The organism is Pseudoflavonifractor sp. HCP28S3_F10 (assembly GCF_052065415.1).
Taxonomy (GTDB): domain Bacteria; phylum Bacillota; class Clostridia; order Oscillospirales; family Oscillospiraceae; genus Pseudoflavonifractor_A.
Genome location: NZ_JBQHUB010000001.1, coordinates 61,047 through 87,567 on the forward strand (window position 1 = coordinate 61,047; position 26,521 = coordinate 87,567).

Genomic DNA, 26,521 nt, shown 5'->3' on the forward strand with positions numbered 1-26,521 from the left:
GTATTATGGATTTGCTGAACCAGATCGCCGCGGCAGGCGTCGTAGGCTGCGGCGGAGCCGGATTTCCCACGCATGTGAAGCTCAGGGGCACATTTGAGTATCTGATCGTCAACGGCGCGGAGTGTGAGCCCCTGCTGCACAACGACCGCTTTCTCATGCGCAATATGGCGTCGGAGATTGTGCAGGCCACCCAGGCCGTGGCAAAGGAGCTGGGGATCCCGCACAGCGTGATCGCCCTCAAGAGCCACTATACCCGGGAGGTATCCGCGCTGAAGGAGGCCATTGCCCGTCTGGGGGCCGACGTCAGGGTCCATGAGCTGGAGAGCTTCTATCCGGCGGGCGATGAGCAGAGCATCGTATACGAGGTGACCGGGCGCGTGGTCCCCCCGGCGGGACTGCCGGGACAGGTGGGGGCCGTGGTGGACAATGTGGCCACGATCTATGCCGTTTACGAGGCCATGCGCGGCGTCCCCCTGACGAAGAGATACCTGACCGTGGCGGGCGAGGTGCGCCATCCCGCCATCCTCTGCGTGCCGGTGGGCGTCAGCTTCAGGACCTGTCTGGAGCTGGCCGGCGGGACGAAAACGGACGACTTTATTGTGATTTCCGGCGGGCCGATGATGGGAAAGACGGTGCGGAAAGAGGAACTGGATACCGCAGTGGTCACCAAGACCACCTCGGGCATCCTGGTGCTCCCGGCGGACGGCCGCCATGGGAGGGATGCCGCCGTGGATCTGAGACGGATGCTCAATCAGGCGCGTTCCGCCTGCATCCAGTGCACCAACTGCACGCAGCTCTGCCCCCGGCATCTGCTGGGACACCCGCTCTCGCCCCACCGCATCATGCGGAAGATGGCCTCCGGCGCCGATTGCAGGGATATGCTGGACGACCCGGATATCCGCAGCGCGCAGCTGTGCTGTGAGTGCGGCATCTGTGAGGTGTATGCCTGTCCCATGGGCCTGATGCCCAGGAAGATCAACGCCATGATCAAGCGGGAGCTGGCAGCCGGGGGGATCCGGTATCAGCGCACCGGAGAGAGCTGGACGCCCAGCCCGGAGCGGGAGATGCGGAAGGCGCCCACCGAAAAGGTGGCGTTCCGCGCCGGCGTCCACGCCTATTATAACGATGAAGCGGAAGATCTGATCTGCTGCGAGCCGGAGCGCGTCTCCATCCCCGTCCGGATGCACATCGGCGCGCCTGCGGTGCCTGTGGTATCCGTGGGCGACAGGGTGAATGAGGGCGATGAGATCGCGCGGCCCCGGCAGGGCGATCTGGGCGCGGTGATCCACGCCAGCATCTCCGGCCGTGTGACCGCGGTGGGCGAGACGATAACCATCGTGAAGGAATGAGGGTGAGACGGATGGAAACGATCGGTTTTCTGGAACTCAACAGCATTGCGAAGGGGATCGAGGCCGCGGATATCGTGTTAAAGACCGCCGCCGTGGAGCTGATCTTCTCCAGGGCCGGCTGCCCCGGAAAGTATTACCTGCTGTTCACAGGCGATGTGGCCGCGGTCCAGGCCTCCATCGAAGCGGGATGCGCCGCCGGCGGGGACCATGTGGTGGACCACTGTGTGATCCCCTCGGTGCACCCTCAGGTTATCCGCGCCATCAACATGACCAACATGCCGGAGGAGCTCCGCGCCGTCGGCGTAATGGAGTTCTTCTCCGTGACGGCCTCGGTCTACAGCGCCGACGCCGCCGTCAAGGCGGCGGATGTGGACCTGGTGGACGTGCGTCTGGGGACCGGGATCGGGGGCAAGTCCTTCGTGGTCCTGACCGGCGAGGTGGCGGCCGTGCGGGAGGCGGTCAGCTGCGGCATCCATACGCCGGCGGCGGAGGGGATGCTGGTGTCCTCCGTCGTCATCCCCAACCCCCACCGCGATCTTCTGAGCAGTCTTATGTAAGGGAGGTGGGACCATGATCGAAGCGGAGGGCAAGCAGAGAATCATTCAGGAATTCGTCCCCGGCAAGCAGGTGACCCTGGCCCATCTGATCGCAAATCCGGACAGCACGCTTTACAAGAAGCTGGGTGTGGTGGGAGAACACGAGGGCGCGCTGGGCATCATGACCATTACGCCCAGCGAGGCTGCGATCATCGGCGCCGACGTGGCCACAAAGGCTGCCAACGTGGAGGTGGTCTTTGTGGACCGGTTTAACGGTTCCCTGGTCATCGGCGGCGATGTGGCCAGCGTGGAGGCCGCGCTGAAGGACGTGCTGGACGTGCTGGAAAACACGCTGCACTTCGCGCCCACGGTCATCACAAGGACATGAAAAAGATCATGCTGGTGGGCTCCATCGCCTGCGGCAAGACCACGCTCTGCCAAAGGCTCAACGGTATGGAGCAAAAATATAAAAAGACCCAGGCCATAGAGGTCATTAATCAGACCATTGATACCCCTGGCGAATACCTGGAGCACCGCTCTTACCTGAGCAGTCTCATGGTAACGTCGGTGGATGTTGACCTGGTGCTGTTTCTGCTGGATGCGACCCAGAGCAGGTACATGTATTCCCCGGGGCAGGCCGCGGGCTTTCCCGTGCCGGTCATTGGTGTGATCACAAAGATTGACCGGGCCACGGCGCGGGAGCTCCGGGATGCCCGGGAGCTTTTGGAGCTGGCCGGAGCGGCGCCGGTCTTTGAAGTCTGCGCCCTGGACGGCAGAGGCGTCGATGCGCTGCTGGCATATTTGCAGGAGCCGCCGGAATATTCGGAGGAGGCCTGACCGAAAGAAGATCCATGGCAGGTTTACCGCATGTGCGGCAGGCCTACCGCTGTTTTTGCGATTCATCTCATTGGATTTGACATGCTCCCGGTCCGGGTTATACAATACCTGTAGTGTGCTGCGGGAAATATGGATGAAAGCAGCATGACGGACCACGCTTGTGATGTTTTTTAGAAGGGGTTTGTTTATGAAGCGGGTTGTTTTGGCGGATGATGAGCCGATCACCAGGCTAAACATCGCATCCATGCTTGAGGACATCGGCTTTGCTGTTGTGGGCGAGGCGGGCGACGGGTTTGACGCGGTGGAACTCTGCCGGGCGCAGCATCCGGACCTGGTGCTGATGGACGTAAAGATGCCGGTTTTCGACGGGCTGACCGCGTCAAAGACGATCATAACCGAGGGTCTGGCGGACTGCGTCGTATTGCTGACCGCGTATGACGATCGGGCCATCATTGACCAGGCGAGCCAGATCGGCGTGACCGGATATCTGGTCAAGCCCATTGAGCCGCGGCTCCTTCTGCCCACGATCACAGTGGCGATGGCCCAGAGTGCCCGGCTCCATGCCAGTCAGAGGGAAACAAAGGACGCGCTCCAGCGGCTGCAGAACGAAAAGGTCATCCAGCGGGCCCAGATGCTCATGGCGGAGCAATACCATATTTCCCCGATGGAGGCATACCGGAAGCTTCAGCAGATGTCCATGGACAAGCGGCTGTCCATGCTGGTCATTGCGGAGGCGGTCATTGAGCAGATCGGGAAAAAAGATGTGGTGAATACAGTCAAAGAGCAGCTGATGCACAAAAAGGGCATCTCGGAAGCCGCCGCTTACCGGCAGATCTCTTCCCTTGCAAAGCAGAACGGCTGTACGCCTGCGGAAGCTGCAGAGATGATCAGCAGGAAAATGGGGAGGGCCAATGGGTAGACTGAGGGAGATCTGTCAGCTTGAGACAGACCTGAAGGAACATGAGATCCGGAAGCTGGAGGCCGTGGAGGAGCAGCTGCCGCTGATTGCGGCTTTGACGGACGCCGATGTTTTTATCGACTGTTTTGTGGATGAAAAGGCCGCCGTCGTGGTGGCGCAGGCCGGGCCGCGGATCAGCGGCAGCGTCTATGCCCGGGATGTGGTGGGAAAGCTGGCCCTGGTGGGGTGGGAGCCGGCTGTGTTCCATGCCCGGGCCATCAGTATGCCGGTCTGCGACCTGAAGGCGATCACACAGGAAAACAGAGCCGTCCGGCAGAATGTGGCCCCCATCTTCGGGGACGGGGACCGGGTGATCGCGGTCCTCATCCGCGAGAAGGACGTCAGCATAGCCCTGCAGCAGGAGAAAAAGTATGAGCAGCTGGCCCATTCCTATGGAAACGGGAAGCCCGTGGTGCTTGCTTCCAGCGGACAGCCTGTCATAGATATGCAGGAGGTGCATCACCGGGTCAAAAACAGTCTGCAGTTGGTTGCCAGTATCCTGGATCTGCAGGCCCGGCGGAGTCAGGACCCCAATGTGAAGAAGATTTTGCGGGAAAATTGGGGGAGGGTATTGTCAATCGCCTCAATTCATGATATACTAACCAAAAATGCAGGGCAAATGACGCTTATAAATAGTAGAATTTTAATAGAACAGATTGAGAAAAATCTCCAGGCCCTGATCCCCATTGACCGGTCCATCCGCCTGTCGGTGAGCGGCGATGAGATCGAGTTGAATTCCGATACGGCGACCTCCGTTGCGATGGTGATCACTGAGCTGCTGACAAACGCACTGCAGCACGCCTTTGAAGATCGGGACGAGGGCACGGTCGATGTGTCGCTCTGCAAAGGAACCTTGTTCCACACGGTGACGGTTTCTGACGATGGAAGCGGTTTCGCGCTTCCGTGGACAGAGGCAGATGGTCTGGGATTGAAGATCGTCCGCTCCACGGTAAAGGAAAAGCTGAAAGGGCGGCTCCGCATCAGTTCGGGCAGCGGCGGAACAAAGGTATCCTTCGACTTCGCCAATGAACTGAATAATGACTTCGTACAATAGGGTACGGAATGTGTTGGCAAAAAAGCCACAGGTCCTGACAAAAGGGATTGCTGTGGCTTTTTTTAAATGTCGGGACAGCTGCGCTTTGGCCACCCCATATGCCGCGGCAGATAACTGCGTTATTTCTTTGACAGATATGCCGCTGTCAGTAGAAATAGATGTTTAAGATTCAGAAGGGAGAGTGAGGCAGTTGAAGGTAAACGACAGACATGTATCTTTCTACTACGAAAATGACCATGACTACGGAAAGATCGAGATCGACCCTGCAAAGACCGCGCTTTTGATCATCGATATGCAGCACGTGTTCATCACCCGGCCTAAACTGGAGAACCCCACTGAGGAGGAAAAAGCCAACGCCGCCCGCTGGGAGCAGTTCTATGAGGCCATCGACAATGTCGTGGTCCCCAACAACAAGCGGATGCTGGACTATTTCCGCGGCCACGGCATGGAGGTCATCTTCGCGCAGATCCGCTGCCGCAAGAAGTCCGGCAGCGACCGGTCCCTGGACCAGAAGGCCACCGGCTACAACGAACTGCTCATCCCTCCCGGAGATCCTCTGGGCGACATCGTTCCGGAACTGGCTCCCATCGACGATGAGATCGTTATTACAAAGACCACCGACAGCGCCCTCACGGGGAGCAGCCTGCGCCTGATGCTGAGCAACATGGGCATCGATACCGTGGTGGTGACCGGCGTCCTTACGGACCAGTGCGTATCCGGCACGGTGCGCAGCCTTGCCGACGAGAGCTTCAAGGTCTGGCTGATCGAGGACGCCTGCCGGGCTGCCACAGAGCAGATCCAGCAGAATGAGCTGGAGATCCTGAACAATATCTATTGCCATGTGATTACAACGGATGAATTGCTGGAAGCCCTGGGATGATCCCGGACGGACAGCAAACTGAAAAAGTGCTTCGGAGGATAGCATATGGACTACGATAATCTGTTTGATTTTCTGCCGGCTGAGATGGAATACTGGGGGATCCCCGGATTCAGCTATGGCGTGATGAAGGACGGAAAGGTCCTGACGAAAGGCGGCTGCGGGTACCGCGACGTGGAGAAAAAGCTCCCCGCAGATGAGAAAACGCTCTACGGCATCGCCTCCTGCTCCAAGTCCTTCAACTCCTGTCTGATCGCCATGCTGGTGGACGACGGCCTGCTGGACTACGACACCCCCATCCGCAAGTATATCCCGGAGTTTGAGATGTATGATCCCTTTGCCACCAAGGAGTGCACCCTGCGGGACATGCTCACCCACCGCACAGGCCTGGCGCCCCACGAGGCGATGTGGCCGGATCCGTCCATCACAAAGCGGGACCTGCTGATGCGCCTGCGCTACCTGAAGCCCAACGCGCCCTTCCGCACGGTTACGCAGTATAACAACACCATCTACTCCGCCATCGGCGCCATCGCCGAAGAAGTGACCGGAGATACCTGGGAGCACCTGATCGAGACCCGTATCTTCAAGCCTCTCGGGATGGACAGCAGCCTCCTCTCCGCCCATCAGATGTATGAGCAGCCCAACCATGCCCAAGGCTATTGGAACTGGGAGGACGGAAAGGGCGCCGTTCCCGTGGGACCGTGGGAGATGGACGTGGCCGGCGGCGCCTGCGGCGTGGTCTCCAACGTGGAGGATATGTTCAAGTGGATCACGCTGCATCTCAACAACGGCGTATATGAGGGCAAGCGGCTCGTCTCCGAGAAGAATATGCGGGAGATGCACCACACCCAGGCCCCCATGCACATGTTCCCCTGGCGCTTCCCCGAGGTGGAGACCGACGGCAGCTACGGCATGGCCTGGTTCGTCCAGTACTACAGGGGCCGGAAGTTCGTCTGGCATACCGGCGAGATCGAGGGCTTCTGCACGCTGGAGGGCTTCCTGCCGGATGAGAACATCGTGATTATGCTGGCCATGAACGTCCACAAGCCGCTGAACATGCCCATCCTGATGACCAGCTGCTATACCGTGTTTGACCGGCTGCTGGGCGATCCTGTTGTGGACTGGGGCGCCCGCCTCCACCAGTGGAACGGCAAGTATGACGCGTTCTACTATCACTGGAACGTGGACCTGTTCGAGGGCAAGCCGGCGCCCGTCCCCAATACCAAGCCCAGCCATCCCCTGGAGGATTACACCGGCGCGTTCCATCATCCCGGCTACGGCACCTACCATGTTGTGGAGGAGAACGGGAAGCTGGTCCTGCACTTCAAGGATATGCTCGTTCCAATGGAGCACTGGCACTATGACGTGTTCAAGGCCCACCGCCTGAAGGAGGATACCACGGTACTGACCGCGCCCATGTCCTATTACGTGGATCCCTTTACCGGCCAGATCGACGGCTTCACGCTGCAGATCGAGCCCACGGTGGAACCCGCGGTGTTTGCCAGAGTACACGAGTGATCCTTGTCCGCAGTTTGATACGTTTGTGAAACTATTTGGGAGGGAGAACGATGGAAAACAAGAACCATTTGAAAAAGAGCCTTGGCATGATGACCCTGATCTCGATCGCGGCCGGTTCGGTTATCGGAGGCTGGCTTGCGGAGAGCCCGTACTGGTATTCCCTGACCGGCCCCGGCGCAGCGTTTATCTTCCTGATCCTGGCGGTCCTGCTGGTCCCTGTGGGCCTTGCGTTTGCCGAGATGGTGGCGCTGCTGCCCTTCTCCTCCTCTGTGGCGGTCTGGACCGCCAACGCGACCAACCATAAGTTCGGCTGGTGCATGCAGTGGCTGATGTTCCTGATCCAGATCGTCGAGCCCCCTATCTGCGCGTTTATCCTGACTACGGCCCTTGGCTTCTTTATTGAGTTCACCACCACTCAGACCATGCTGATCGCCATTGCGATGTGTGTGATCTGGTATATCATCTCCAATTTCAATATCTCTATTTCCGGCAGACTCAGCAATATCTTCTTCTACTCCATGATCGGCATTTCCCTGTGCATCATCGTGCTGTTCTTCACCAGCGGCCACTGGAGCACTGAGAACCTTCTGGGTAACGGCGGCTGGTTCCCCAAGGGCGGTTATGGCGTGTTCCTGGCCTCCGGCGTGCTGACGATCAAGTATATCGGATTTGAAATGACGCCGACCATGATCGAAGAGACCACATTCCCGGTCAAGAATATGTGGAAGGTCATTCTGTCCGCGCTGTTTATCCCCGCCATCCTGTACGCCGTCGTTGTCATCGCCATCGGCGGTATGGCCCCCTGGAATGAGCTGGCCGGGATGCAGATGCCCGAGCCCGAGCTCATCCGTTCCCTGGGCCTGCCGATGATCTTTGCCTGGGCCGCCCTGATCGCCGGCTCCCTGCATGGCTTCACCACCTTTATGGGCTTCTGGACCTCTTCCGCCCGCGTGCTCTACGGTTCCGCCCAGCTGAACATGCTGCCTCCCGCATTCAAGAAGCTCAATAAGTACGGCCAGCCCTACATCTCCAACATCGTGGTCCTGCTCTTCTCCGTGTTCTTCTGCATCTTCTCCGCCACGAACTGGGTCCAGTACATCTATGCCGTCTCCTGCATCGCTGCCGGCCTGGTGTACTTTATGGTGTGCTTTGACGCCTACATGCTGCGCAAGAAGCATCCCGACTGGAAGCGGCCCTACAAGGCTCCCGGCGGCAATGCCTTCCTCTTCCTGGGCATGATCGTTTCCATTTGGGTCGTGATCGCCTCCTCCCTGTCGCTGGACTTTGCCGGCTGGATGTCCCTGGTGGCTTACATGGCCATCGGTATCATCGTTCTGATCCTGATGGAGAGCTACCGCAAGAAGAACCCCGGCAAGCTTGAGCCGATCATCCTGACGCCCGACAGCGTTGTGGATGATGCCAAGTAATCAGAAAAAAGAATAGAGACAAGGCTCCCCCGGCACAGGACCCATCTCCTGCGCCGGGGGAGTTGCTTTTATCTGGATTATTTTAATGTCTGCTGAATAAACCGCTTTGCGGTTTATTCGTGCGGCAGCAGCCGCACAATTCGATTAAAAGGGCCATTCTCAGCCCTTTTAATCGAATTCAGGCATTGTTACAATGCATATTTCCGATGAAGCGCCGTAGCGCTTTATCGGAACGTGCAAGGTTTTCGGGCGGTTTCGCCCGAAAACCTTGCACCCGAACAAAGCTGATTGGCCTTGTAAGCCTTGGCTTTCAAGGCTTACAGCTTTGTTCAGTACGCATTATTTTACGGTAATTGCGTCGGTATCAAAGTAGGTATCCCAGGTATCGCTGTCGAAAATATGCAGCTTGAACTCGGCGGTGGTGATAGGAGCGGTCACGCCGCGCTCTTCAGCATTATACACCGTGATGGAGGTGGTCGCACTTTTCCCGGCCGCCACATCTTCCGAAATAATGGAATCTACCATGCAGCCGTTCATAGACACATCCCGGGCCTGTACCGTATAGTCCTTTCCGGTACTGTTCTCGATCTTCAGGCGGATCTCGTAGCCTTCCAGAGGCAGTTCCCGCTTACGAATCCCCAGATAGGTGACCTTGATCCCGCTTTTGTCCAGCACCACTGTTCCGGATGCGGTGGACGTGCCGTCCGGGTGCTCAGTGAGGATGACGGTCTGAGTCGTCTGGTCCCAGCCTACCTCAAGACCGAGGGCGTTGGCCACCGCGCGGACAGGCAGATATGTGGTGCCGCTGATGGCAAAGGGATCCACCGTGTTCCCGCTGGCATCCTTGGGGGTAATGATCTGACCGTTGACATTGATCTTGATGCCTGTGTAGTCCAGCGTTGCCTGCTTCTGATAATGGGCAGCCAGCGAACCACGTACCAGGGACGAGCACAGCACCGTGGCCGCCACGCCGCCCGCAAAACCGCGTTTCCATTCCTTCATGTTCATTTCCTCCTCATTAGTAATTGCCAGTCTACACCTTATATGGTAAGATAGCACTGTAATAGGAGCTCTCTTATTACATGCTTGGACCGCTCTGGGTGTGCGAGACCCGGAGCGGTTCTCTTCTCCAATTACAAGCCCGATCAGAGTCGGATCCAAACCAATATCAAGACCCGGCCAGGCGGGTTCGATTTGGATCTGGCGTTTGTAAAAAGTCAGAGCAAGCCATATGGCGCTTGCGACCAAGTGGAGCCAGTGTCCACTTTCGATAGACGCCGTCTCCCTCGGCTGCGAGCCCAACGGAGTGGGTCGCAGTCGAAAGCGAAGAAATTCCCATCAGGGCACAGTTTTCGGCGAAGCCGGAAACAGAGCGGTGATGGGAATTTTTGAGCTGGTGGAGGCGGGGGGAGTCGAACCCCCGTCCGAAAACGCTTCAACAAGAACTTCTCCGGGCGCAGACGGTTATTTACATTCCCGTGCCCTGGCGTGAGCCGTCACACTTCAGGGTTTGGTAGCTTCATGATTCATGGCACGCTCAAAGCTTTGCGTACGCACGTGCACCACTAAACGACGCCTGATCCGGACCCGTGGTCCTGTCCGGTCAGACGGCTGCGTTAAGCCGCAGCGAGAACGACGTTATCGTTGTTCTTTAATTTATAAGTTGCCCATTTTAAGGATGTTAGGCGCATCCGCCCGCTATTCCGGCCTCTACGTCCCCGTCGAAACCAGTACGCCCCCTTATCGCTGCAAGGTCCGCTCCCCTGTGGGGAACAGGACTTTTAAGGGGCTGACAAATGATTGGAGATCCGCCTCCCCCCGGAGGGCCGGGGGGAAACGGGTGTTCCTTTAAGAATGGTGCTCCTGTGGAATGCGCCGGATCGCGGCGATGACCCGGCAGGCGCCGTCGGGGCAGGCGGAGCGCACCTTGCCCTCCCGGTCCTCCCACGGCATGGAGCCGCCGTGGATCATGGCAAAGGAGGCGGGAAGGACGGCCTGCACCAGCTCAGGGCACCAGCCGTCAAAGTCCTCCATTTTCAGCGCGCCGTCCACGTTTCGGATGCGGCAGCGGTCGCCCACCTGATGCCCGGCCCCGCAGGGCTGGAAGATGGATTCCACCGTGATCTCAACGCCGAATTCCTCCGCCATGGGTCAGGCTTTCTCGGGCGCGGGATAGTCCACACCAAAGGTCTCCACGGTGACGGACTTCATGCGCTGGTCCTGCTTGGGCCGGTCGGAGTAATCGGTCTGGACGCTGACGATGGCGTCGGCTACCTCCATGCCCTCAATGACCTTGCCGAAGGCGGCGTACTGGCCGTCCAGGTGAGGGGCCTTCTCCACCATGATGAAGAACTGGCTGCCGGCGGAGTTGGGGTGCATGGCCCGGGCCATGGACAGGACGCCCCGGTCATGCTTGAGGGTATTCTGCTTAAAGCCGTTGCCGGAAAACTCGCCCTTGATGGTGTAGCCGGGGCCGCCCATGCCGGTGCCCTGGGGGCAGCCGCCCTGGATCATGAAGCCGGGGATGACCCGGTGGAAGATCAGACCGTTATAAAAACCGCTCTTGACCAGACTGATGAAGTTGTTCACCGAGTTGGGCGCGATCTCGGGATAGAGCTCGGCGACCATCTTGCCGCCGTTCTCCATCTCAAAGGTGACGATGGGATTGTGAGCCATGGGAGAACACATCCTTTCTCTCGTGTTAACCGTAATTCCTGCGGGCCTTCATGGTGCGGTCAATCTCTCGCTTGGCGTCCCGCGCGGCCGCCGAGTCCCGCTTGTCGTATAGCTTTTTGCCCTTGGCCAGGCCGATCTCCAGCTTGACTCTGGAGTCTTTGAAATAGACCGACAGGGGGATCAGGGAGTAGCCGTCCTGCTTGACCTTGCCGAACAGGCGCATAATCTCCCGCTTGTGCATTAGGAGTTGCCGGGGGCGAAGGGGGTCCTTGTTGAAGATATTGCCCTTCTCATAGGGACTGATGTGCATGCCAAGGACCTGCATCTGGCCATCTTTGATGAGACAGAAGGAATCCTTCAGGTTCACGTTCCCCTGACGGATGGATTTGACCTCGGTGCCGGCCAGGGCGATACCCGCCTCATACCGGTCCTCGATGAAGTAGTCGTGGAAAGCCTTGCTGTTTTTGGCCACCAGCTTGGTGCCCTTCCGGTCCATGGCTTCACCTCCCAGCCGGCCGCGTGCCTTTGATGTGTTACTATTATAGCACGCCTGTCAAGGGCTTAGACCGGGAAGCAGGCGAGCAGGTGATGAAGGGCGCGGGAAGGGAAGACGGACATGCCGTACTCCTCCACCCGGGCGTCAAAAAAGGGGCGTGCCCGGCAGGGTGTGCCGAATTCGGAGAGGAGATTGACGGCGTGGACCTGCTCACCGGGCAGGGAGAGCCACCAGGCATCCTCCCACCAGAAAAGGGCGGCTTCCTCCGGGGGGTGGGGCAGGGCCCGGGCAGCGGAGAGAAGGACGGGAAGGGAATCGAAGGAGAACCAGCAGCGCCGGGGCGGACTGGCGTGGGCAAAGACCAGGATGCCGCAGCCGCCGGGATAGGCCTCGATCTCCACATCCCCCTCCAGTGCCAGCCCGGCCTGGCGGCAGGCCCGGCGGGTGAGTTCCAGAGCACGCTGGGTGGAGAGAGTCTCCGGGGTAAGCCCGTGTTCCTCCAGGTCGGCGGGCGAGAGAAAAAGAGCGATGCTGGCTGCACCGATGGGATGTATGTTCATGGAACGCCTCCTGTACTGCGCGTTTGGCAGACATGATCACAGCCATTATAGCGGGAAAAAACGCGGGAGAACAGCGGTAATGTTTGGCCCTGGACTTGGACCGGCACATGGGGCCCAATTTGCGCTTCCGGGGTGGCGGGGCGGGACGGTTTGTGATAAACTAGGATCGCATATGAAAAATACCGGGAGCATCCCGCGAAAAAGGAAGTCATACTATGGAGCTTTTGGAAAAGACCATCTCCAGCGAAGTGAAATTCAAGGGCCGCATCGTCACCGTGCGGCTGGATAAGGCCCAGCTCGTCAACGGCCGGGCAGTGACCCGGGAGGTGGTGGAGCACCCCGGCGGAGTGACCATCCTGCCCCTGTTCGACGACGGCACTGTCAGCGTGGTGCGCCAGTTCCGCTACCCCTTCCAGAAGGTGGTCACCGAGCTGCCCGCCGGGAAGCTGGAGTACGGCGAGGACCACCGGGAGGCCGCCCTGCGGGAGCTGAGCGAGGAGGTGGGTGTGGAGGCCGATGAGCTGACCTATCTGGGCTGCCTGTACGTATCCCCCGGCTTCTGCACCGAGGTGCTCCACATGTACCTGGCCCGGGGGCTCCATCAGGGAAAGAGCCACCCCGACGAGGACGAGTTCCTGGAGGATCAGCGGGTGCCCTTCGCCCAGCTGGCCGGGCAGGTCATGTCCGGCGAGATCACCGACGGAAAGACGGTGGCCACCGTGCTGAAGGTGAAGGCCCTGCTGGGCCTGTGAGTCCCGCCTTCCGGAGACCGGAACCCATTGTTAAGGAGAAAGAGACATGAAAAAACGGGTCCTGATCGTAGAGGACGAGAAAAATATCGTGGATATCCTGAGCTTCAACCTGAATCGGGAGGGGTATGATACCCTGGAGGCATATGACGGCGAGGCGGGGCTCCAGCTGGCGCTGGAGCAGAACCCCGACCTGATCCTGCTGGATCTGATGCTGCCCAAGATGAACGGCTTCGACGTGTGCAGGACCATCCGGGCCGAGGGGCAGAGCACCCCCATCGTCATGCTCACCGCCCGGGAAGAGGAGACCGACAAGGTCCTGGGCCTGGAGCTGGGGGCCGACGACTACATCACCAAGCCCTTTTCCATGCGGGAGCTGCTGGCCCGGGTGAAGGCCAACATCCGCCGCACCGAGATGCTCACCTCCGCCTCCCTCCGGCGGGACGGGGCGGCGGAGGACGCCTCCCGCATCCGGCAGGGACGGATCGTCATCGACACCGAGCAGATGGTGGCCTGTAAGGACGGCGTGCCCCTGGATCTGACCCAGCGGGAGTATGAGCTGCTGAAGTTCCTGGCCTCCCAGCCCGGCCGGGTGTTCTCCCGGGAGGCCCTGATGGAGCATGTGTGGAATTACGAGGGCTATGTGGGCGACGTGCGGGCCGTGGACGTGGCCGTCCGCCGCCTGCGGGAGAAGGTGGAGGATGATCCTGCCTCGCCCCAGTTCATCATCACCCGCCGGGGACTGGGCTACCTGTTCCACAGCGGAGAATAAGTTTTGCTCATCCCGCCCCGGCGGGGCGGAGATCTGAAGTAAAAGAAGAGGAGGCGCGCCTGTGCTTCGCAGCCTGCATATGAAACTGGTGCTCATCATGACCCTGCTCATCGTATCCCTGATGACAGTGGTGGGCGCGTTCCTCATCAATTCCGTGGGGAGCTTTTATCTCCATGATTTTTACGACCGGATGGACGGCGTGTTTGGAGACAGCGCCTTTCTGGCCGACCTGACCGCCGCCGGGCCGGAAGAGGAGAACGGCGCCCGGGTCATCGCCCGGATCCTGGAGTCCTATAACGGCGCGCTGGGCGTGGACGGGCGCAGCCGCAACTACTATGTGCTGGACGGAGAAACCGCCCAGTGTCTGGAGACATCGGACACGCAGACCCCAAATTTGGAGAGCACCCATAACCTGAGCCTGGCCATCAATGGCAAGTGGGGCACGGAGAGCAACGTGTCGGTGCCTTATATGGATGTGGCCGTCCCCATTACTCGGGGCGGAGAGCGGTATATCGTCTATATCTACGACAACCGGCAGACCGTGTCCAGTCTCAACGGGGCCATCATGGACCTGATCATCAAGTCCCTGTTTTTCGGCCTGGTCATCTCCATCCTGCTCTCCTTCCTGCTGTCCAAGACCATGATCAACCCCATCGAGCGGCTGACTGAGGGCGCCGAACGGGTGGCTGAGGGGGATTTTTCCCACAAGATAGAAGTGGCGTCCCGGGACGAGATCGGCGTGCTCACCGGCACCTTTAACGCCATGGCACGGCAGCTGCAGGAGACGCTGGCCGAGGTGGAGAACGAGCGCAACAAGCTCAATACCCTCTTCCTCCACATGACTGACGGCGTGGTGGCCTTTTCTCAGAAGGGAAGCATCATCCACTCCAACCCGGCGGCGGAGGAGATGCTGGGCCGGGCCATCCCCATCGAGAACGGACCGGGCTATGACGAGCTTTTCGGGGACATCGCCCCGCTGGAGGACGTGCTGGCTCTGGAGCAGTCCGCCTCCCTGGAGGGCGCCCGGGAGGTGAACGGCCGCAGCCTGGAGCTGCTGCTGGCCCCCTTCTACCGGGAGAACCAGGGCGGCGGCGTGCTGGTGGTCATCCACGACGTGACCGAGCAGCACCGCACCGAGGAGATGCGCCGGGAGTTTGTGGCCAATGTGTCCCACGAGCTGCGCACCCCGCTGACCAATATCCGCAGTTACGCGGAGACCCTGGCGGACAGCGCCGGGGAGCTCCCGCCCCAGATGGAAAAGAATTTCCTGGGTGTCATCCTCAACGAGAGCGACCGGATGACCCATATCGTACAGGACCTGCTGACGCTGTCCCGCTTTGACTCGGGGTACAGCGCCCTGAAGCTGGCGCCCTTCGATTTCGGCCGGGCGGTGGAGGACGTATATTCCGCCAACTTGATGGAGGCCCAGCGGCACGGGCATGATATGCGCATCCTTACCGAACCCGGCCTCCCTGAGATCGTGGGGGACCGGGAGCGGGTGGTGCAGGTGATGATGAACGTGGTCTCCAACTCCATCAAGTACACGCCCGACGGCGGCAAGATCCTCATCCGGGCCGGCCGGGAGGGGGAGCGCGTGTGGATGGAGGTGTCGGACAACGGCATCGGCATCCCCGCCGAGGACCGGCCGCGGATCTTTGAGCGCTTTTACCGGGTGGACAAAGCCCGCTCCCGGGAGTCGGGCGGCACCGGCCTGGGCCTTTCCATCGCCAAGGAGATCATTGACCGGCATGAGGGCGTCATCCGCCTGGTAGACCGCCCCGGTCCGGGCCTGACAGTACGCATTGAGCTTCTGGTGGAGGGACCGCACCATGGCCGGGTCTAAGAGACGCAGACGGGACATCGCCCTGCCCAAAATGAGCCGGGGCCGGCGGGTGTTGGAACTGGCAAAGGATGTGCTCATTGCGGCGCTCATCTGCTCGGCGGCCGTTCTGGCGGTCCGGAACCAGGTGTATACCGCGGCAGGGGACACAGGAGTGCTGTCCGGCCTGGGGATACTGTTTGGGAGCGAACCCACTGCGGCGCCGGGGAACAGCGACTGGAGCAGCCCGCTGGATGCGGCCCAGCCGGTCCGCCTGGCTGTGACACGCCAGGCGGCGGATACGGTCCTGCGCTACGGCGTGCAGTACGACGCGGAGCAGACCGACCGGGATACTGCGGCCCTCAGCGGCTTTTTGGGCGAGGCCCTGGCCAGCGCCCGGACGCCGGAGCCGGTCAACCGGACCCAGTGGGAGGCAGCCCTGCGTACTTCCGGCATTTACGTGGACCTGCTGGGAGAGGTGCCGCTGCCGGTGCTCTGCCGCTGGATGGGGCAGCAGGAGAGCACGGACCTGGCTGCAGGGAGCGCCCGCCGGCTGGTGGTGGCGGCGCCGGAGGGCGCCGGTTCCGCCATGCTCTACTATAAGAATGAGAGTGACGGCCTGTATTATGCCTGCGCCACGTCAGTATCCTGCGAGGACTACCTCCTGCCCGCGCTGGAGGGGTATGGAGACAACGGCGCCCGCTTCGCCTTTGAGCTGGACCCGGAGCACTATGGGAACCTGGCCCCAGAGACGCTGGTGCTCCGGACCGCCCCCGAGCCCGGCGTGTATCGGGTGGCAGCGCCGCTGGATCTGAACGAGAGCAGCGCCCGGACCAGCCTGGAGCGGGTATTTTCCTTCTATGCCGCCGATTATCCGGCAGCCGGCGGGTGGGTGGTCCGGGAGGGAGACACCCTGCGCGTTACCTCCGGCGGCAGCGTGACCTATGAGGCGGACGAGGACGGCGGCGAGCCCCGCTACCCGGTGGGGGACGATATAGCGTCGGTGGTGGAGACCACCCGGAAGCTGGCCGCAGACGGCCTGTCGGCATGGTGCGGCAAACAGACAAATCCGGCCCGGCTCTATCTGTCGGAGCTGGAGCGGACAGGCGAGGAGAGCTGGAGGGTAGTTTTCCGGTACAGCCTGGATGGGGCGCTGGTGGCCCTGGGCGACGGCCGCCCGGCTGCCGAATTCACCGTGGAAGGAGGGCGGATCAGTGCCTTCCGGCTGACGCTGCGGTGCTATGAGGAAACCGGAGAGACCACGCCGGTGCTGCGGGAGCTCCAGGCCGCCGCCGCATTGGAGGCGCTGGAGCCGGGCAGCGAGCGGGAACTGATGCTCTGCTATGAGGACGACGGCACCGCCGCCCGGGCCGGATGGGTGACCTGGAGGTAGGAGAAGATGGAGTGGTCCAAAGTAAAAAACATCATCATCCTCATCCTGCTGGCCCTCAACGGCATACTGCTGTTCCTGGCGGCGGGGCGGGAGTACGAGTACCGCCGGTATCAGGAGAAGGCCAGGACCGAAGTGCTCACCACCATGGCGGCCAACGGCGTGAGCCTGAAGGCTGACGTGCTGCCGGAGGACGCGGCATTGCCCGCCCTGCAGCTGGAGCGGGAGGGCATGCAGTTCGAGCCGGAGCAGGTGGAGGCCCTGCTGGGGCCCTGCCGGCGGGAGGACGAGAGCGGCGGTATCCGCGTGACTTACACCGGTGAAAAGGGCCGGATGGACGCGTTCAGCAGCGGCCGCTTCACGGTAGAGTTCCGATCCGGGACCATGGCCCTGGGAGACCGGGATGCCGAAGCCTACGGCGCCGGAGTGCTGGAGCAACTGGGCTGCGAGAGCGAGCTGGTGGCGCGGGAGGAGGATGACGGTGAGCTGCGTCTCACCTTCCGCCAGATCTGGGGCGGCATCCCGGTGTTCAACTGTGAGTCGCATCTCACCTACCGGGACGGGGAGCTGCGGCGAATGGAGGGCCAGCGGCTGTGCGGAACGGAGGCGGCAGCTTCCCAGGAGAAGATGATCGCCGTGCCCACCCTGCTCATCCGCTTTCTGAGCCAGCGGAATGAGAGCGGACGCATGTTCAGCAAGATCACCCATATCGAGGCCGGCTACCAGGCCGCGTCGGTCCGCCCCTTCAGCCTGACGCCGGTGTGGTATATCGAGACCGATACCGGCGCGTATATCCTCAGCGGCACGGATGGGAAGGTACTGGACTGAACTGCCGGAACAATAAAGATGCAAAAACGCTCCGGGAGCCCTGCACGGCAGGGAACCCGGAGCGTTTTTGACTGTATGTGGGAAAAGATTTATACCCAGCCCTGGGCCATCATGGCGTCGGCCACCTTGACAAAAGCGGCAATATTGGCGCCGGTGACATAATCTTCGGGGTTGCTGCCGTACTCGGCGGCCGCCTCGGACATGCTCTGGTAGATATGCACCATGATCTCATGCAGGCGGGTGTCCACCTTCTCAAAGGTCCAGGACATACGCAGACTGTTCTGGCTCATCTCCAGAGCGGAGACCGCCACACCGCCGGCATTGGCCGCCTTGCTGGGCAGGAAGAGCACACCGGCCTGGGTAAAGGCACGCATGGCCTCCAGGGTGGAGGGCATGTTGGCGCCTTCGCATACCATCCAGCAGCCGTTGGCGATCAGCGCATTGGCCGAGTCCAGGTCGATCTCGTTCTGGGTGGCGCAGGGCAGGGCAATATCGCAGGGAATGGTCCAGATGCCGCGGAAGCCCTCGTGGTACTCGGCGCCGGGCCGGGCCTCCACATACTCGCGGATACGGCCCCGGCGGACCTCCTTGATCTCCCGGACGATAGAGATGTCTACACCTTGGCTGTCGTAGATATAGCCGTCAGAGTCGCACATGGCCACCACAACGGCGCCCATCTGGCGGGCCTTCAGGGCGGCGTAGATGGCCACGTTGCCCGAGCCGGAGACAACCAGACGCTTGCCGGCCATATCCTTGCCATGGTGGCGGAGGACCTCGTTGGCCAGGTAGATGACGCCGTAGCCGGTGGCCTCGGTACGGGTCAGGGAGCCGCCGAAGTTCAGACCCTTGCCCGTAAGCACGCCGGCATACTCGCTGGTGATGCGCTTGTACTGGCCGTACAGGTAGCCCACTTCCCGGCCGCCCACGCCGATGTCGCCGGCGGGCACGTCGGTATTGGCGCCGATGTGGCGGTAGAGCTCGGTCATAAAGCTCTGACAGAAGCGCATGACCTCATTGTCGCTCTTGCCCTTGGGATCAAAGTCGCTGCCGCCTTTTCCGGCGCCGATGGGCAGGCCGGTAAGGGAGTTTTTGAAGATCTGCTCAAAGGCCAGGAATTTCATGATGCTCTGGTTGACGCTGGGGTGGAAGCGCAGGCCGCCCTTGTAGGGGCCAATGGAGCTGCTGAACTGGACGCGGTAGCCGCGGTTGATCTGATAGTCGCCCTTATCGTCGATCCAGGGCACCCGGAAGGTAATGATACGCTCGGGCTCCACCAGCCGCTCCAGGATACGGGCCTTCTGATATTCGGGATGACGGGCCAGCACGGGGCGCAGGGACCCCAGGACCTCGGTGGCGGTCTGGAGAAACTCGGGCTCGTTTGCGTTCTTCGCCTTTACGGCGGCCAGGACCTGATCTACATATTCCATTGCGGATACCTCCAAGTGTCAATATGGCGTCCGGCGGGAGTGGAGCAGGGGCCGGCACGCAGTTGTGTTCCAAGCAATTTGCAAGTTAAACTTAAAATATTGCACTTAATGGTTTAGAATTGAAAAAGGGACAAGAGGCAGTTTTCTCACAATTGCTTGAAATGATATGGCCTTATTATAACCACATACCACTGGAATGTGTCAACACTTTTTTTCGATAAAGCAATAAAAATGAATGAAATGAAATGCTGTCTTGCAAAATGGACGGTGGAGAACGCCACAATGCAGGAGATTGGTCGCGGGAGACAGTATGGCCGGAAGAGCCAATATTATGTTATGAAAAAGGACGGAAAAATGGGAAGAATGGAGTGTAAACACATGCCTGCAAAAAACGGTTTCGACAGGCCGCGTTTTTCTGGCAGTTTGCCTGAAAGTCCCTGACATAAAAAAGAAAAGCCGCGGTGCCGGGGCGCTGGGCAGACTTTCCAATCCAAAGGTGTGTTTCATTGGCAGCGCCGTAAAAGAGTTGCTTTGCCGGAACGGGCCATATTAAAAACGGCGTCCGGACAGGACGCCAGAGGCAGATGACTTTTGGAGGGAAAGGTGATCATATGCAGGAGGAGCAAAAGCAAAGACCATGGTTCCAGGCCCTCCCGCGGCTGTTTTTGCTGGCTTTGGCGCTGGCAGTGCTGACCATGGCGCTGCCGGCGCAGGCGGCATCAAAAGCGGGGACGGCCCGGGAAGCGGAGAGCGAAAAGGCGTCCGGCGGGACGCGGAAGGTGATCCCCATGGGGAGAGCCGTGGGCATCAAATTGTTTTCCGACGGTGTGATGGTGGTGGGGCTGGCCGACGTGGATACCGGCGGCGGAAGTGAAAACCCGGCCAGGCAGTGCGGCCTGCGGGAGGGCGACATCATCACCCACATCAACAGCGAGGAAGTGGACTCCATTGAAGAGGTGCAGTCCATCCTGCAGGATCTGAGCGGGGAGCGGATGAGCATCCGGGCCATGCGGGGTGACCGGGAGGTGCAGATGACGGCACAGGCTGTCAAATGCAGCGCTGACGGCTGCTACAAGCTGGGGGCCTGGATCCGGGACTCCATGGCGGGCATCGGTACAGTGACTTTCTATGATCCGGCCACTCATGTGTTCGGCGCTCTGGGGCACGGGGTCAGCGACGTGGATACCGCCCGTCTGATGCCGCTTCAGTCAGGCTCCATCATGTATGCTGAAGTCAGCGATGTCAAGCGGGGCGTGGTGGGGGCGCCCGGCGAGCTCCACGGCGTGTTCCGGGTGGAGCAGGACCTGGGCGAGCTCTATGCCAATACGGCCAGCGGCGTTTTTGGGACACTGACGGACGAAAAGCTCACCGGCGGCGCGGCGGCAGTGGAGGTGGCAGAGCGGAGCCAGATCAAAACAGGCAAAGCCGTTATCCTCTCCAATATTGCCGGAGACCGGGTGGAGGAATATGAGGTGGAGATCACCCGTGTCTATCCCGACGGCGGCGGAGAAAACCGGGATATGACCCTGAAGGTCACCGACCGCCGCCTGCTGGAGGCTACCGGAGGCATCGTGCAGGGCATGAGCGGCAGTCCCATCCTCCAGAACGGACGGCTGGTGGGCGCCGTGACCCACGTGCTGGTGAACGACCCTACCACGGGATACGGTATCGCCATCGGGACCATGCTGGATGCAGCGTCCTAAAGCAAAGCGGCAGGGGCAGGCAGCTCCTGCCGCTTTTGCTGCGCTAATGTGGAAAGTATTGCGCCATCGTGGAGGAAAGATATCTGTTATCAAAAAATATGTGTGAAAATATAAGCTTTCCGCTATACAGATCATGCCCGATTTGATACAATAAAATAAACCGTTAAACGGCCCGCGGGGGAGCTGGCGCCGCGACCGGCTGACGGGCGGCTGTTGGGCCTGCGCTGCAGATGTCGAAAAGAAGGACGAATCATGTCGAAAACTATTTTACCATAAAATTCCATAAATAGCTTGCGTTTGCTGTCTGATTATGGTAAATTGTTAAGCAACCGGTAATACTTTTCTTTGATAAAAACAGTTGAAACTGTTTTTATCACGGCATGAAACGCCGTGCCGCCAAAGGCGGCAAAAGAAAAGCATTGATGACGTTTTCAGCGGCTTCGCCGCTGGGCCGCATCCTGCGGCCCGATAAAACGATTGAATCGTTTTATCGAAAACCAGTATAAGATGCCCTGGCCAGGCAGAAATCATGCACGGACATTGCTGGAAGAAGGAGTCGACATGGAGAATAAAAAACGGATTTTGATCGCGGATACCAGCGAGGGTTACCGCAGAATGCTGGCGGATGCCATCGCGGGCGAAACGGATATGGAAGTAGCCGGCGCCACCGGGGACGGACAGGAGGCGGTCCGCATGGTGCGGGAGCTGGAGCCCGATCTGGTGGTCATGGATATGGTGCTCTCCAGCATGGACGGGCTGGAAGTTCTGCGGGAGCTGCAGAGGGTGGAACGCAGACCCAGAGTGCTCATCGTATCCGGGTTCGTGCGCAGCAACATGGCCGAGCTGGCCGCCGCCGAAGGGGCCGACTACTACCTGATGAAGCCCTGCAAGATGACCACAGTGCTGGAGCGGCTGCGCCAGATGGCGGCGCTGTACATGCTGGGCGGAGAGGACAATGATCTCATGGAGCGGGGCGGACAGAGCCTGGAGAGCGTGATCACCGCCATCATCCATGAGATCGGCGTGCCCGCCCACATCAAGGGCTATCAGTATCTGCGGGAGGCCATCATGATCGCGGTGGAGGACATGGACGTCATCAACGCCGTGACCAAGATACTGTACCCGGAGGTGGCCAAGCGCTTCGGCACCACGGCCAGCCGGGTGGAGCGCGCCATCCGCCACGCCATTGAGGTGGCCTGGGACCGGGGCGATCTGGAGACGCTGCAGAAATACTTCGGCTACACCGTCTCCAATGCCAAGGGCAAGCCCACCAACAGCGAGTTCATCGCCATGATCGCCGACCGCCTCCAGCTCCAGCGGAAGGAGCGGTGAGGCGGGAAAAAGGCCGGGAGAGATCCCGGCCTTTTTCTGTGTGAGCCGGGGAGCTCCCGCGGAAAATTTGACATCGGTCCCGGTCTGATTTACAATCAGGGCAATGCCAAATTTCGACGGGAGGCGCAAGCTCTGTGAAAATCATGTACCAGATCGCCATCATCTTCTCCGTCTGCTGGATCAGTCAGGTGATCGAGGCCCTGCTGCCCTTTGCCTTTCCGGCCAGCGTCATCGGGATGGTGCTCCTCTTCCTGCTGCTGTGTACCGGCGCGCTGCGCATGGAGCACATCCGGGAGAAGTCCGACTTCCTGCTCTCCAACATGGCCTTTTTCTTTGTGCCGGCCGGGGTGAGCATCATCAACTATGCCGACGTGCTGCGCAGCAGTGCGGTACAGCTGGTGATCATCTGCCTGGTGACCACCGTACTTACCTTTGGGGCAACGGCCTGGAGCATCCGGCTGACCCTGCATCTGATGGAGAGGAGGGGACGGAAATGAGCGAGCTGTTCGCCTCGCCTTTTTTCGGCATTTCCCTGAGCATCATCGCCTTCTGGCTGGGGACCCGTATCCAGAAAAAGACCGGGCTGGTGGCCTGCAATCCCCTGATCATCGCCATCGTGCTGGTCATCGGCGTGCTGCTGGTGTTCCGCATCCCCTATGAGGACTATAATCAGGGCGGCTCCCTCATCAACCTGTTCCTGGCCCCTGCCACGGCCTGCCTGGCGGTGTCCATCTACACCCGGGTGGAGCTGCTGAAAAAGAACTGGCTGCCCATCCTGGTGGGCTGCACTGTGGGCTCCCTGACCTCCATGGGCAGCGTATACGTTCTGTGCCGCCTGTTCCGGCTGGACGAGGCGGTGACGGACTCTCTGATCCCCAAATCGGTGACCACCCCCATCGCCGTGAGCATCTCGGGAAGCCACGGCGGCATCCAGGCCATCACGGTGGTGGCCGTGATCTTCACCGGCATTCTGGGCAGTATCCTGGCCCCGCTTCTCATCCGGCTCTTCCGGGTGAAGGACCCGGTGGCGGCGGGGCTGTCCATCGGCGCCTGTTCCCACGCCATCGGCACCTCCCGGGCCCTGCAGCTGGGCGAGACCGAGGGGGCCATGAGCGGCCTGGCCATCGGCGTGTGCGGTATCCTGACCGTTCTTTTCTCCATGGTATTGCTGTAAGCGGCGGGGCGTGGGCCGGCGGGATTTCGGAGATGTGCCCATTGCCTTTTTCTGCCGCCCGTGATATGATACCGGCCAGAATACCGGTTGGAGGAAAACGGATATGGTGATTGACTATCGGCCCCAGGGCGTCTGCTCCCGGCGGATGATCGTGGACGTGGAGGACGGCGTGATCCGGTCGGTCCAGGTGCTGGGCGGCTGCGACGGCAACCTGCAGGCTGTCTCCCGCCTGGTGGAGGGCAGAAGGGCGGAGGATGTGATCGGACAGCTCTCCGGCATCCGCTGCTGCGGAAAGCCCACTTCCTGCCCGGACCAGCTGGCCCGTGCCCTGCGCCAGATGCTGGAGCAGGAAAAACAGGGGTAAGAATAAAACTCCCGCGGCCATAAGGCCGCGGGAGTTTTATGTATCGGAAGGGGGGCTCAGCGGCGGCGTCCGGAATAGCGGCGGCCGCGGGAGCCGGAATAGCGGCGGCGGCGCCGGCCGGAGAAGAGCGCGAAGAGGATGAGGACCACGATAAGCACCAGCACGGCGGCCAGAACCAGCTTGACCCAGAGCTGATCGAAGAACTTCTGGATGCGGTCCAGGCGGTAGAGCAGCTCGGAGCGCTCCACGCTGCTGGTGGCCACCAGGTCCAGGGTGCCGTACTCCTGGCCGGCGTAGGTCAGGGTAACGGTGCCCAGTTTATCTCCCGCCTGGACCGGGGCCTCGATGCTCTCGGGCAGGTCCACCTGGCGCTGGAAGGCGCCCGGGTCAATATCGTTGGGAAGGGTGGCCTCCAGGCTGCCGCTGGGCTGGACGGTGACATAGTTTGTCCCGGAGGAGAGGGTGACGCCTACCTCGGGGAAATCCATGGCGCTCTGGTCCAGGATGGTCTGGCGGGAGAAATTGTCGAAGCCCCACTTAAGCAGGCGGCTGCTCTCAGAGAACTGGAGGCGGTTGGTGGAGCCGTCGGCATTTTTGGGATTTTCGGCCCCCAGCACCACGGCGATGAGGTTCTTCCCGTTTTTGGTGGCGGAGGAGGCCAGACAGTAGCCTGCCTCGGGGGTGGAGCCGGTCTTGATGCCGGTGGCATACTCATACCAGTAGCCGGTGATCCGCCAGGTGGACACCAGGGCGTTGGTCTCGTGGAGATTGCGCTCGGCGTGGAGGTTGGTGGTAGGCACCGTGTGGGACTTGGAGGAGACAATAGTGCGGAAGGTGGGGTGCTTCATGGCCTCGTGGCACATGAGATAGATGTCATAGGCGGTGGTGTAGTGGTCGTCGTCATGATAGCCGTGGGTGTTGGCGAAATGGGTGTTCTTCATGCCCAACTCGGCGGCGCGCTGGTTCATCAGGTCCACAAAGGAGGCCACGTCCCCCGAGATGAACTGGGCCAGGGCGTTGCAGGCCTCGTTGGCTGAGGCGGTAAGGGCGCAGTAGAGCAGGTCCTCCAGACGAAGCTGCTCGCCGGCCTTGAGCCCCACGCCGGAGCCGCCGGAGCCGATGCCCAGCTCCACCTGGTCCCCTACGGTGACCACCTCGTCCAGGCTGTGCTCTCCCCGGTCCACCGATTCGATGACCAGCATGGTGGTCATCACCTTGGTGATGGAGGCGGGATAGTTCTTCTCGTGGGCGTTCTGCTCGTAGAGGATCTCCTGGTAGTCGTCGTCCACCAGAATGGCGGCCTTGGCCTGAATATTCATGGAGCTGAGGATGGCGCTGCCGGAAGCGGCGGGAGCGCCGCCGTCCCCCACGGCGGAGGCGGGCAGGGCCAGCAGGGACGTCAGCAGGACCGAAAGCAGCAGGGCGGAAAGAAGACGATTTTTTTTCATAGGAAACTCCCCGTATGTGTGATATAATTATTCTATATACGGCGCGGACGCCGCGTCGAATTATGTAACTTCCATTATAGCAAACAAACCGGACGGACGCAACGGGAAGGGAAGGAAAGAGACATGAAGATTTCCGCAGCGGAGTGGGCGGCTTTGGGGCTCACCGCCGTGTTCCTGGCCTTTTCCGCGGGCTGGCTGGCCCGGGGCGGAGGGAATGCGGCTCCTGTCCGCATCGAGACCGAACAGACCCTGACGGCGGAGGAGCAGGCGGCGGACCTGCCGCCGGTGACCGCCACGGAGGAGCCCGGCGCCTTGAAACCGGGGGAGAAGATCAATATCAACACCGCCGGGGCGGACGAGCTTCAGCGCCTGCCCGGCATCGGCGAGAAGCGCGCGGCCGATATCGTGGCCGACCGGGCGGAAAACGGTCCCTTCCGCATTCCCGAGGACCTGACCCGGGTCAGCGGCATTGGCGAGGGGACACTGGAGCGGATCCTGGAATATATTACGGTGGAAGGAGCGGGGCCCCCATGAAGATCCTGGTGGTGGACGACGAGAAGGTGCTGGTGAAGGGCATCAAATTCAATCTGGAGAGCGAGGGCTACCAGGTGGAGACCGCCTATGACGGCGAGGCCGCCGTGGAGCTGGCCCGGAGCGGGGCCTTTGACCTCATCATCCTGGACCTGATGATGCCCAAGATCGACGGGCTCCAGGCCTGTATGCGCATCCGGGAGTTTTCCAATGTGCCGGTCATCATGCTCACCGCCCGCAGCGAGGACGCGGATAAGATCGTGGGCTTTGAGTGCGGGGCTGACGATTATATTACCAAGCCCTTCAATATCCTGGAGCTGAAGGCCAGGGTGCGGGCCCTCCTCCGCCGGGCGGGCATGGCGGCCCAGAAGGAAAAGGGCGGACGGCTCACCGTGGGACATATCACCCTGGACCCGGACGAGCGCTCGGCCAGCAAGGACGGGCAGCCGGTGGAGCTCACCGCCAAGGAATTCGACCTGATGGAGCTGCTGATGCGCAACCCCGGCCGGGTGTACAGCCGGGAGAATCTGCTCAACGTGGTCTGGGGCTATGAGTATGCCGGCGACTACCGCACGGTGGACGTCCATGTCCGCCGCCTGCGGGAGAAGCTGGAGCTGGACCCGGCCCACCCGGTCTACATCCTGACCAAGTGGGGCGTGGGTTACTATCTGAAAAACAGCTGAGATGGCGGGAGGT

At 60.7% G+C, this 26,521-nt stretch carries 28 protein-coding genes and 1 other RNA gene; 21 read left to right on the forward strand and 8 right to left on the reverse strand.

Features of this window, described 5'->3' with window-relative positions; translation table 11 throughout:
• The first annotated feature begins 5 nt into the window (after positions 1-5).
• From ACTNBZ_RS00290 to ACTNBZ_RS00330, 9 genes are all read left to right on the forward strand, one after another.
• Positions 6-1,349 (forward strand): 4Fe-4S dicluster domain-containing protein, encoded by a 1,344-nt coding sequence (locus ACTNBZ_RS00290; protein ID WP_441207645.1) that lies wholly within the window; start codon positions 6-8, stop codon positions 1,347-1,349.
• 11 nt (positions 1,350-1,360) lie between these two features.
• Positions 1,361-1,906, forward strand: coding sequence for a BMC domain-containing protein (locus ACTNBZ_RS00295; RefSeq protein ID WP_441207646.1), 546 nt, complete (start codon positions 1,361-1,363; stop codon positions 1,904-1,906).
• A 13-nt stretch (positions 1,907-1,919) separates the two neighbouring features.
• Positions 1,920-2,273, forward strand: coding sequence for a BMC domain-containing protein (locus ACTNBZ_RS00300; RefSeq protein ID WP_441207647.1), 354 nt, complete (start codon positions 1,920-1,922; stop codon positions 2,271-2,273).
• A complete protein-coding gene (locus ACTNBZ_RS00305; RefSeq protein WP_441207648.1) occupies positions 2,270-2,722 on the forward strand; it encodes a EutP/PduV family microcompartment system protein in 453 nt (150 codons plus the stop codon). Before ACTNBZ_RS00300 ends, ACTNBZ_RS00305 begins: the two co-directional genes overlap by 4 nt.
• A gap of 187 nt (positions 2,723-2,909) precedes the next feature.
• A complete protein-coding gene (locus ACTNBZ_RS00310) occupies positions 2,910-3,641 on the forward strand; it encodes an ANTAR domain-containing response regulator (protein WP_441207649.1) in 732 nt (243 codons plus the stop codon).
• Positions 3,634-4,734 (forward strand): sensor histidine kinase, encoded by a 1,101-nt coding sequence (locus ACTNBZ_RS00315; RefSeq protein ID WP_441207650.1) that lies wholly within the window; start codon positions 3,634-3,636, stop codon positions 4,732-4,734. Before ACTNBZ_RS00310 ends, ACTNBZ_RS00315 begins: the two co-directional genes overlap by 8 nt.
• 190 nt (positions 4,735-4,924) lie before the next feature.
• A complete protein-coding gene (locus ACTNBZ_RS00320; protein WP_441207651.1) occupies positions 4,925-5,614 on the forward strand; it encodes a cysteine hydrolase family protein in 690 nt (229 codons plus the stop codon).
• A gap of 45 nt (positions 5,615-5,659) precedes the next feature.
• Positions 5,660-7,129 carry a serine hydrolase gene (locus ACTNBZ_RS00325; protein ID WP_441207652.1) on the forward strand — a complete coding sequence of 490 codons (1,470 nt, stop codon included), beginning with the start codon at positions 5,660-5,662 and terminating at the stop codon, positions 7,127-7,129.
• Positions 7,130-7,179: 50 nt separating this feature from the next.
• Complete coding sequence (locus tag ACTNBZ_RS00330) at positions 7,180-8,556, forward strand: APC family permease (protein ID WP_441207653.1); 1,377 nt, start codon at positions 7,180-7,182, stop codon at positions 8,554-8,556.
• Between the two features lie 339 nt (positions 8,557-8,895).
• Here the strand turns inward: ACTNBZ_RS00330 and ACTNBZ_RS00335 are convergent, their stop codons facing one another.
• From ACTNBZ_RS00335 to ACTNBZ_RS00360, 6 genes are all read right to left on the reverse strand, one after another.
• Positions 8,896-9,558, reverse strand: a complete 663-nt coding sequence (locus ACTNBZ_RS00335) for a stalk domain-containing protein (RefSeq protein ID WP_441207654.1) — start codon at positions 9,556-9,558, stop codon at positions 8,896-8,898.
• Between the two features lie 392 nt (positions 9,559-9,950).
• Positions 9,951-10,296, reverse strand: a transfer-messenger RNA (tmRNA) gene (gene ssrA, locus ACTNBZ_RS00340).
• A gap of 108 nt (positions 10,297-10,404) precedes the next feature.
• The gene (locus ACTNBZ_RS00345; RefSeq protein ID WP_441207655.1) at positions 10,405-10,704 is read right to left on the reverse strand and encodes a TIGR04076 family protein; all 300 of its coding nucleotides are present in this window, start codon (positions 10,702-10,704) and stop codon (positions 10,405-10,407) included.
• 3 nt (positions 10,705-10,707) lie between these two features.
• On the reverse strand, positions 10,708-11,232 hold the full coding sequence (locus tag ACTNBZ_RS00350; RefSeq protein ID WP_441207656.1) for a peptidylprolyl isomerase: 525 nt from the start codon (positions 11,230-11,232) through the stop codon (positions 10,708-10,710).
• A 25-nt stretch (positions 11,233-11,257) separates the two neighbouring features.
• Positions 11,258-11,728, reverse strand: a complete 471-nt coding sequence (gene smpB, locus ACTNBZ_RS00355; protein WP_441207657.1) for an SsrA-binding protein SmpB — start codon at positions 11,726-11,728, stop codon at positions 11,258-11,260.
• A 65-nt stretch (positions 11,729-11,793) separates the two neighbouring features.
• Positions 11,794-12,288 (reverse strand): hypothetical protein, encoded by a 495-nt coding sequence (locus ACTNBZ_RS00360; RefSeq protein ID WP_441207658.1) that lies wholly within the window; start codon positions 12,286-12,288, stop codon positions 11,794-11,796.
• A gap of 215 nt (positions 12,289-12,503) precedes the next feature.
• Here ACTNBZ_RS00360 and ACTNBZ_RS00365 point away from each other — a divergent pair, with 215 nt between their 5' ends.
• The 5 genes from ACTNBZ_RS00365 (at position 12,504) to ACTNBZ_RS00385 (ending at position 17,846) form a co-directional block, all read left to right on the forward strand.
• Positions 12,504-13,040 carry an NUDIX domain-containing protein gene (locus ACTNBZ_RS00365; protein WP_441207659.1) on the forward strand — a complete coding sequence of 179 codons (537 nt, stop codon included), beginning with the start codon at positions 12,504-12,506 and terminating at the stop codon, positions 13,038-13,040.
• Between the two features lie 46 nt (positions 13,041-13,086).
• The gene (locus ACTNBZ_RS00370; RefSeq protein ID WP_441207660.1) at positions 13,087-13,809 is read left to right on the forward strand and encodes a response regulator; all 723 of its coding nucleotides are present in this window, start codon (positions 13,087-13,089) and stop codon (positions 13,807-13,809) included.
• Positions 13,810-13,888: 79 nt separating this feature from the next.
• A complete protein-coding gene (locus ACTNBZ_RS00375; protein WP_441207882.1) occupies positions 13,889-15,652 on the forward strand; it encodes an ATP-binding protein in 1,764 nt (587 codons plus the stop codon).
• A complete protein-coding gene (locus ACTNBZ_RS00380; protein WP_441207661.1) occupies positions 15,639-17,021 on the forward strand; it encodes a hypothetical protein in 1,383 nt (460 codons plus the stop codon). The genes ACTNBZ_RS00375 and ACTNBZ_RS00380 overlap by 14 nt, the downstream gene beginning before the upstream one ends.
• Positions 17,022-17,027: 6 nt before the next feature.
• On the forward strand, positions 17,028-17,846 hold the full coding sequence (locus ACTNBZ_RS00385) for a hypothetical protein (RefSeq protein ID WP_441207662.1): 819 nt from the start codon (positions 17,028-17,030) through the stop codon (positions 17,844-17,846).
• Positions 17,847-17,935: 89 nt separating this feature from the next.
• Here the strand turns inward: ACTNBZ_RS00385 and gdhA are convergent, their stop codons facing one another.
• Positions 17,936-19,273 (reverse strand): NADP-specific glutamate dehydrogenase, encoded by a 1,338-nt coding sequence (gene gdhA / locus ACTNBZ_RS00390; RefSeq protein ID WP_441207663.1) that lies wholly within the window; start codon positions 19,271-19,273, stop codon positions 17,936-17,938.
• Between the two features lie 611 nt (positions 19,274-19,884).
• Between gdhA and spoIVB the strand changes: the two genes are divergently transcribed.
• From spoIVB to ACTNBZ_RS00415, 5 genes are all read left to right on the forward strand, one after another.
• Positions 19,885-20,976: a SpoIVB peptidase gene (spoIVB, locus tag ACTNBZ_RS00395; protein WP_441207664.1), complete on the forward strand. Its 1,092-nt coding sequence runs from the start codon at positions 19,885-19,887 to the stop codon at positions 20,974-20,976.
• A 561-nt stretch (positions 20,977-21,537) separates the two neighbouring features.
• Positions 21,538-22,308: a sporulation transcription factor Spo0A gene (spo0A, locus tag ACTNBZ_RS00400; protein ID WP_441207665.1), complete on the forward strand. Its 771-nt coding sequence runs from the start codon at positions 21,538-21,540 to the stop codon at positions 22,306-22,308.
• 143 nt (positions 22,309-22,451) lie between these two features.
• On the forward strand, positions 22,452-22,805 hold the full coding sequence (locus ACTNBZ_RS00405) for a CidA/LrgA family protein (RefSeq protein WP_441207883.1): 354 nt from the start codon (positions 22,452-22,454) through the stop codon (positions 22,803-22,805).
• Positions 22,802-23,482, forward strand: coding sequence for an LrgB family protein (locus tag ACTNBZ_RS00410; RefSeq protein ID WP_441207666.1), 681 nt, complete (start codon positions 22,802-22,804; stop codon positions 23,480-23,482). The genes ACTNBZ_RS00405 and ACTNBZ_RS00410 overlap by 4 nt, the downstream gene beginning before the upstream one ends.
• A 103-nt stretch (positions 23,483-23,585) precedes the next feature.
• Positions 23,586-23,846, forward strand: a complete 261-nt coding sequence (locus ACTNBZ_RS00415) for a TIGR03905 family TSCPD domain-containing protein (protein WP_441207667.1) — start codon at positions 23,586-23,588, stop codon at positions 23,844-23,846.
• 56 nt (positions 23,847-23,902) lie between these two features.
• On the opposite strand, the gene ACTNBZ_RS00420 is transcribed toward ACTNBZ_RS00415, so the two are convergent.
• Positions 23,903-25,294 carry a D-alanyl-D-alanine carboxypeptidase family protein gene (locus ACTNBZ_RS00420; protein WP_441207668.1) on the reverse strand — a complete coding sequence of 464 codons (1,392 nt, stop codon included), beginning with the start codon at positions 25,292-25,294 and terminating at the stop codon, positions 23,903-23,905.
• A gap of 123 nt (positions 25,295-25,417) precedes the next feature.
• Here ACTNBZ_RS00420 and ACTNBZ_RS00425 point away from each other — a divergent pair, with 123 nt between their 5' ends.
• Together ACTNBZ_RS00425 and ACTNBZ_RS00430 are read left to right on the forward strand one after the other, a co-directional pair.
• Positions 25,418-25,828 carry a ComEA family DNA-binding protein gene (locus tag ACTNBZ_RS00425; protein WP_441207669.1) on the forward strand — a complete coding sequence of 137 codons (411 nt, stop codon included), beginning with the start codon at positions 25,418-25,420 and terminating at the stop codon, positions 25,826-25,828.
• The gene (locus ACTNBZ_RS00430) at positions 25,825-26,508 is read left to right on the forward strand and encodes a response regulator transcription factor (protein WP_441207670.1); all 684 of its coding nucleotides are present in this window, start codon (positions 25,825-25,827) and stop codon (positions 26,506-26,508) included. Before ACTNBZ_RS00425 ends, ACTNBZ_RS00430 begins: the two co-directional genes overlap by 4 nt.
• Positions 26,509-26,521: the final 13 nt, after the last annotated feature.

Bases quoted from the DNA above. Each gene is read 5' to 3' on its own strand.
- ACTNBZ_RS00290 (WP_441207645.1), top strand. From the start codon at position 6: ATGGATTTGCTGAACCAGATCGCCGCGGCAGGCGTCGTAGGCTGCGGC.
- ACTNBZ_RS00295 (WP_441207646.1), top strand. From the start codon at position 1,361: ATGGAAACGATCGGTTTTCTGGAACTCAACAGCATTGCGAAGGGGATC.
- ACTNBZ_RS00300 (WP_441207647.1), top strand. From the start codon at position 1,920: ATGATCGAAGCGGAGGGCAAGCAGAGAATCATTCAGGAATTCGTCCCC.
- ACTNBZ_RS00305 (WP_441207648.1), top strand. From the start codon at position 2,270: ATGAAAAAGATCATGCTGGTGGGCTCCATCGCCTGCGGCAAGACCACG.
- ACTNBZ_RS00310 (WP_441207649.1), top strand. From the start codon at position 2,910: ATGAAGCGGGTTGTTTTGGCGGATGATGAGCCGATCACCAGGCTAAAC.
- ACTNBZ_RS00315 (WP_441207650.1), top strand. From the start codon at position 3,634: ATGGGTAGACTGAGGGAGATCTGTCAGCTTGAGACAGACCTGAAGGAA.
- ACTNBZ_RS00325 (WP_441207652.1), top strand. From the start codon at position 5,660: ATGGACTACGATAATCTGTTTGATTTTCTGCCGGCTGAGATGGAATAC.
- ACTNBZ_RS00330 (WP_441207653.1), top strand. From the start codon at position 7,180: ATGGAAAACAAGAACCATTTGAAAAAGAGCCTTGGCATGATGACCCTG.
- ACTNBZ_RS00335 (WP_441207654.1), bottom strand. From the start codon at position 9,558: ATGAAGGAATGGAAACGCGGTTTTGCGGGCGGCGTGGCGGCCACGGTG.
- ACTNBZ_RS00345 (WP_441207655.1), bottom strand. From the start codon at position 10,704: ATGGCGGAGGAATTCGGCGTTGAGATCACGGTGGAATCCATCTTCCAG.
- ACTNBZ_RS00350 (WP_441207656.1), bottom strand. From the start codon at position 11,232: ATGGCTCACAATCCCATCGTCACCTTTGAGATGGAGAACGGCGGCAAG.
- smpB (WP_441207657.1), bottom strand. From the start codon at position 11,728: ATGGACCGGAAGGGCACCAAGCTGGTGGCCAAAAACAGCAAGGCTTTC.
- ACTNBZ_RS00360 (WP_441207658.1), bottom strand. From the start codon at position 12,288: ATGAACATACATCCCATCGGTGCAGCCAGCATCGCTCTTTTTCTCTCG.
- ACTNBZ_RS00365 (WP_441207659.1), top strand. From the start codon at position 12,504: ATGGAGCTTTTGGAAAAGACCATCTCCAGCGAAGTGAAATTCAAGGGC.
- ACTNBZ_RS00370 (WP_441207660.1), top strand. From the start codon at position 13,087: ATGAAAAAACGGGTCCTGATCGTAGAGGACGAGAAAAATATCGTGGAT.
- ACTNBZ_RS00375 (WP_441207882.1), top strand. From the start codon at position 13,889: ATGAAACTGGTGCTCATCATGACCCTGCTCATCGTATCCCTGATGACA.
- ACTNBZ_RS00380 (WP_441207661.1), top strand. From the start codon at position 15,639: ATGGCCGGGTCTAAGAGACGCAGACGGGACATCGCCCTGCCCAAAATG.
- ACTNBZ_RS00385 (WP_441207662.1), top strand. From the start codon at position 17,028: ATGGAGTGGTCCAAAGTAAAAAACATCATCATCCTCATCCTGCTGGCC.
- gdhA (WP_441207663.1), bottom strand. From the start codon at position 19,273: ATGGAATATGTAGATCAGGTCCTGGCCGCCGTAAAGGCGAAGAACGCA.
- spoIVB (WP_441207664.1), top strand. From the start codon at position 19,885: ATGCAGGAGGAGCAAAAGCAAAGACCATGGTTCCAGGCCCTCCCGCGG.
- spo0A (WP_441207665.1), top strand. From the start codon at position 21,538: ATGGAGAATAAAAAACGGATTTTGATCGCGGATACCAGCGAGGGTTAC.
- ACTNBZ_RS00405 (WP_441207883.1), top strand. From the start codon at position 22,452: ATGTACCAGATCGCCATCATCTTCTCCGTCTGCTGGATCAGTCAGGTG.
- ACTNBZ_RS00410 (WP_441207666.1), top strand. From the start codon at position 22,802: ATGAGCGAGCTGTTCGCCTCGCCTTTTTTCGGCATTTCCCTGAGCATC.
- ACTNBZ_RS00415 (WP_441207667.1), top strand. From the start codon at position 23,586: ATGGTGATTGACTATCGGCCCCAGGGCGTCTGCTCCCGGCGGATGATC.
- ACTNBZ_RS00420 (WP_441207668.1), bottom strand. From the start codon at position 25,294: ATGAAAAAAAATCGTCTTCTTTCCGCCCTGCTGCTTTCGGTCCTGCTG.
- ACTNBZ_RS00425 (WP_441207669.1), top strand. From the start codon at position 25,418: ATGAAGATTTCCGCAGCGGAGTGGGCGGCTTTGGGGCTCACCGCCGTG.
- ACTNBZ_RS00430 (WP_441207670.1), top strand. From the start codon at position 25,825: ATGAAGATCCTGGTGGTGGACGACGAGAAGGTGCTGGTGAAGGGCATC.